The organism is Hydrogenimonas thermophila, from assembly GCF_900115615.1.
In the GTDB taxonomy this organism is placed as follows: Bacteria; Campylobacterota; Campylobacteria; order Campylobacterales; family Hydrogenimonadaceae; genus Hydrogenimonas; species Hydrogenimonas thermophila.
Genome location: NZ_FOXB01000071.1, coordinates 1 through 4,955, shown reverse-complemented (window position 1 = coordinate 4,955; position 4,955 = coordinate 1). Strand labels below are relative to the sequence as shown.

The following is a 4,955-nucleotide window of genomic DNA, read 5'->3' as shown; positions in this document are numbered from 1 at the left end:
GAGTTATCCTCTCTCATAATACAAGCAACATGACTTTTCTTTGCAATATCTATGCCAACATAGTACATAAAACATAACTCCTTCTTGATTGCTTGATATTTGGGTTGTGCTCACAGCCTCCTAACTCTATAGAACGGTAGAACATAAGCTCTCCAATAGCGTTTCATAGGTGAGTTAGCTAGCCCAAATTAGATAGGCTTTGTTGGGTCATCTTCTGACAAGGACAAACAGATCTTTAATTTGTGCCATTGACTGTGAATTGCAAAAAGCAGCTAACACAACTGTCTTTATGCTAACACAACTTTTATAACTTTTTCATCCTCTTTTGAGTGATGAGAAGTTATAAATGTATTATAGGAGGATAAAAGAATGAAAGAAGCAAAATTGATCAAAGAGATTCCATTATCAAGTGCAAAAGATGGTGCTATTACTGTAGCTACCGTAAAAGAGCCTTATGGAAAAGGTACTGCACCTGTTGTAAGTGTTGGAATTTGGTTGTCAAAGACAAGTGAAGATCCAGACTGGAAAGTACATATTCCTGTTGATAACCTTGATGAAGTTATAGAAGCGCTTCAAGAAGCAAAAAATCAATTTTAATATTTGGATAAATATAAATATTAATGAAAACGGCAATTGGATTTAAAGGACGTTACTTTACACTTGCAGCAATTCAGGCACTAAATAGTGCCATTAAATTGCAAGCAAAGAATAGTACCTTTATCTCTGTTGCCGTAGTTTATAATGCACTCAGCGATATACAAGAAGATGATGACGACCCACCTGATTCAACATCTTGTTTATGTCAAGACTCACTTAAACAAAATAGCTCAAAACCTTGCCATTGTAACTGTTACTTTAGACGCCTTGCTTGGCTGCTTCTAAATCTTAGTAAACTATTTCGGCGTACACTCTGTCGATGCCGCAAAACAAAAACAGGATTAGCACCTCCAGTACCCTTCTAATTTATATCTAACCATTAATATTGTCGATTTTTATTTAAAAAAATCTTTTAAAAAATTAGAAAAATGATAAAGGGATATCTATGTCTAAAAAAAACTGGGTTACTGGATTTGCACGAATTGGTGAACAGCGAGAGCTTAAAAAAGTATTAGAGAAGTATTGGAAAGGTGAGACATCTTTTGATGAAGTAGTTGAAGTCTCTAATATGCTTAAAGTACGCCATTGGAAGTATCAAAAAGATGCTGGTGTTGATGCTATTAGCATTAATGATTTCTCTTTATATGATCAAACTCTTGATATGATTGAAATTTTAGGTTTAACTCCAGATCGTTTTAAAGATATTGAAGATAAAACAGCACGATACTTTGCTATGGCTCGTGGTGATAAAGATCATACTGCAATGGAAATGACAAAGTGGTTTAATACAAACTACCACTATATTGTTCCTGAACTTAGAAGTGGTATGAAATTCAATATTGATATTTCAAAAATTATTTCTGAATTTGAAGCAGCTAAAAAAGAGGGTATTACGCCTAAAATTAATATTATAGGACCATTAACATTCTTGGGGAATGCTAAGAGAATTGATAGTAATGAACTTGATGCACTAGGTCTTTTCAATGAAGTTATGCCAGCTTACATTGCACTGTTTAAAGAGCTTTCCAAGCTTGATGAACAAGTTATTGTTCAGGTAGATGAACCAATTTTGGTTACAGATAAAGCAGTGGAGCTTTCATTACTTGTTAAAGAAGCATATACTAAGTTAGCAGAGGTTGCTGAAAATATTGACATCTATGTTGTTACATATTTCGATCATGCAAAAGAGGCTGTAGCACAACTTATACAAACACCTATTAAAGGAATTGGACTAGACTTTGTTTATGGTTCAGAAAATTGTGATGTTCTTGATCAAATCGCTCAAAGTGGTAAAAAGTTGATTGCTGGCATTGTTGATGGAAGAAACATTTGGATCAGTGATATAGAGAAGAAAGTGGATTTTTTAAATGAGATTGCAAAAACTGTTGCAAAAGAGCAGATTATTGTATCAACTTCTTGTTCACTTCTTCATGTACCTTACACTCTAAAGTATGAAGAGAAACTTGATGCACAGATCAAGTCTTGGTTGGCATACGGTGTTGAAAAACTAGATGAGTTAAACATCATTACAAAACTCTTTTTTGAAGGTGCTGAAGCACTTAATAGCGATGAAGCACTAAAGTTTGCACAAAACCGCGAGGCAAATGCAAGCCGCAAGAGTTCATCAATGATCTTTGATGAAGCAGTTCAAGAGCGTATGAAAACTATTGATGAACTGAAAAAACAGCGTATAGAATATGAAGAACGCATTAACGTTCAGCATGAAAAATTTAATTATCCTCCGCTTGCAACAACAACTATTGGAAGTTTCCCTCAAACACCAGAAGTACGTGCTGTACGACGTGACTTTAAAAACGGTACAATTGATGAGGCAACCTATATTGAAAAGATGAAAGAATTCATTAAAGAGTGTGTTGAGTTTCAAGAGAGTATAGACTTAGATGTTCTTGTTCATGGTGAGTTTGAGCGAAATGACATGGTTGAGTACTTTGGTGAGCAGCTCAAAGGTGTTGCATTCAGTCAAAATGGTTGGGTACAAAGTTATGGAAGCCGCTGTGTTAAACCGCCAATTATTTATGGTGATGTTAGCCGTCCAGAGCCTATGACAGTTTTCTGGAGTACGTTTGCACAAAGCTTAACTGATCGCCCAATGAAAGGGATGTTGACAGGCCCTGTTACCATTCTTAACTGGTCTTTTGTACGTGACGATCAGCCACGCTCTGAAACTTGTTATCAAATAGCATTGGCAATTCGTGATGAAGTTGATGATTTGCAAAAAGCTGGTATTAAGATGATTCAGGTTGATGAAGCGGCATTTAAAGAGGGGTATCCACTAAGACGTGTCAACCGCCCAGCTTATGAAAAGTTTGCGCTTGAGAGCTTCTGGATTTGTACAAATGTTGCAGAGATTGACACACAGATCCATACACATATGTGTTACAGTGACTTCAACGATATTATAGATACAATTGAAGCAATGGATGCAGATGTTATCTCAATTGAGACAGCACGAAGCGGTAACATTTTGCTAAAAGTGTTTAAAGAGCATGGTTACAAAAAAGAGGTTGGACCTGGTGTTTATGACATTCACTCTCCACGTGTTCCAACTGTTGAAGAGATTGAAAAGCAGATTCACTCACTACTTGAAGTTTTACCTGCACGTCAGCTTTGGATCAATCCTGACTGTGGTTTGAAAACCAGACGCTGGGAAGAGGTTAAACCAAGCCTTGAAAATATGGTTATTGCAACTAAAAAGGTTCGTGAAGAAGTTTAAAAAAAACCGAGACTTTTTAGTCTCGGTTTTGAGTTATTTGTTATAGTTTTCAACAAAAGTTTTAATACGATCAATTCCTTTTCTAATAGTATCGATATCTGTTGCAAAGCTGAATCGGAAATATCCGTCACTTCCAAACCCTGCACCAGGTACAACAGCTACACCGACACTTTCAAGCATTGCTTTTGCAAACTTCATAGAGTCTGGTTCTACTTCTTTGTGGTTTACAAAAAGATAGAACGCACCTTTTGGTTTTACTACTGACAGACCATCAATAGCGTTAAATAGTTTTGTTGCCTCATCACATCTTGTTTCAAATGCCTGTCTCATCATCTCAATATCTGCATCTGCACTACCATCAAGACCTTTAATAGCAGCCATTTGAGTTATTGAGTTAATGTTAGAGGTACTTTGGCTTTGAAGCTTTTTCATTGCTTTAACTAAGTCTTTATTTGCAGCTGCACAGTAGCCAAAGCGCCACCCTGTCATTGCAACTGATTTGCTAAGACCATTGATGGTAATAGTGCGATTGAACATATCTTCGCTTATTGATGCAGAAGCCACAAACTTTGTTCCATCAAAAACAAGTTTTTCATACATTTCATCACTTGCAACAAGAATATCTGTACCCTTAAGAACTTCTGCTATAGCTTCTAACTCTTCTTTAGAGTATACAGCACCTGTAGGGTTTGAAGGTGATGTAATAATAAGCATTTTTGTTTTGTCAGTGATAGCATCTTTAAGCTGTTCAGGCGTGATTTTAAAAGATGTATCATCATTTGTTTCAATAATTACAGGAGTACCGCCACTATATTTTACAAGCTCAGGGTAAGTAACCCAATATGGAGCAGGTATAATAACTTCATCGCCAGGGTTGATGGTTGCTTGAAACAGATTGAAAAGTGACTGTTTTGCTCCATTGCTGGCGATTACTTGATCGGTACTGTAGTTTAGACCATTGTCACGTTTTAGTTTTTCTACAATTGCCTCTTTAAGTTCAGGAATACCGTCAACTGCAGTATATTTTGTAAAGCCTTTTTCTATAGCTTCAATTGCCGCATCTTTAATGACTTGCGGTGTATCAAAATCTGGTTCACCGGCAGAAAATCCAAGAACATCTTTCCCTTCTCTTTTTAGCTGCTGGGCTAAAGCTGTAATAGCCATTGTTAAAGATTCAGAGAGGAGTTGTATTCTGTCAGAGAGCATACATAACCTTTTTTCTTTTAATTTTATCTACTCTATAGTAAGAGTTAGCTAAATTGTTAATTACATCTAAGCTTTTCACAGCCAAATCCGATGAAATTTAAAACCAACCTTAAACATATTCTTGCTCAAAAAGCTGGGCTGTAAAGTAATCGTCATATTTGCAAGTCCTTTTAATTTCTGCCATTGTAGCTTTACCAGTAGGTAGCTTTTTATCTTTATGTGCATTATGAAATAATTGAAATAGATTTAGTGCAAAAGACCTTAGTATTGCTATAGAAAAAGGCTCTTTATGGGCAATATGTTCATCTTCTTCCATTAGCATATCTAAATGATAATGGTAGGTTTCAACTCTCCAATGAGAGATTATTTTATTATAAAAATCTTCGGCAGTAGTTCTAAAATTGGCTATCAAATATGA

5 protein-coding genes are annotated in these 4,955 nt (G+C 35.9%); 3 read left to right on the top strand and 2 right to left on the bottom strand.

What is annotated here, in order from left to right; all coding sequences use genetic code 11:
• The first annotated feature begins 369 nt into the window (after positions 1-369).
• The 3 genes from BM227_RS12355 to metE all read left to right on the top strand — a co-directional run bounded on the left by BM227_RS12355 (position 370) and on the right by metE (position 3,331).
• Positions 370-597 (top strand): hypothetical protein, encoded by a 228-nt coding sequence (locus BM227_RS12355; RefSeq protein WP_092914289.1) that lies wholly within the window; start codon positions 370-372, stop codon positions 595-597.
• Positions 598-620: 23 nt separating this feature from the next.
• Positions 621-962 carry a hypothetical protein gene (locus tag BM227_RS12350; RefSeq protein ID WP_092914287.1) on the top strand — a complete coding sequence of 114 codons (342 nt, stop codon included), beginning with the start codon at positions 621-623 and terminating at the stop codon, positions 960-962.
• A gap of 80 nt (positions 963-1,042) precedes the next feature.
• Positions 1,043-3,331 (top strand): 5-methyltetrahydropteroyltriglutamate--homocysteine S-methyltransferase, encoded by a 2,289-nt coding sequence (gene metE / locus BM227_RS12345; protein WP_092914285.1) that lies wholly within the window; start codon positions 1,043-1,045, stop codon positions 3,329-3,331.
• 33 nt (positions 3,332-3,364) lie between these two features.
• Here metE and BM227_RS12340 read toward each other — a convergent pair whose 3' ends face one another.
• Both BM227_RS12340 and BM227_RS12880 read right to left on the bottom strand, forming a co-directional pair.
• The gene (locus tag BM227_RS12340; RefSeq protein WP_092914284.1) at positions 3,365-4,537 is read right to left on the bottom strand and encodes a pyridoxal phosphate-dependent aminotransferase; all 1,173 of its coding nucleotides are present in this window, start codon (positions 4,535-4,537) and stop codon (positions 3,365-3,367) included.
• Between the two features lie 109 nt (positions 4,538-4,646).
• The coding region (locus BM227_RS12880) for a hypothetical protein (RefSeq protein WP_218147963.1) at positions 4,647-4,955 on the bottom strand (309 nt) is incomplete at its 5' end.

Excerpts from the sequence above, each read along its gene's own strand:
- BM227_RS12355 (WP_092914289.1), top strand. The coding sequence starts at position 370 with ATGAAAGAAGCAAAATTGATCAAAGAGATTCCATTATCAAGTGCAAAA.
- BM227_RS12350 (WP_092914287.1), top strand. The coding sequence starts at position 621 with ATGAAAACGGCAATTGGATTTAAAGGACGTTACTTTACACTTGCAGCA.
- metE (WP_092914285.1), top strand. The coding sequence starts at position 1,043 with ATGTCTAAAAAAAACTGGGTTACTGGATTTGCACGAATTGGTGAACAG.
- BM227_RS12340 (WP_092914284.1), bottom strand. The coding sequence starts at position 4,537 with ATGCTCTCTGACAGAATACAACTCCTCTCTGAATCTTTAACAATGGCT.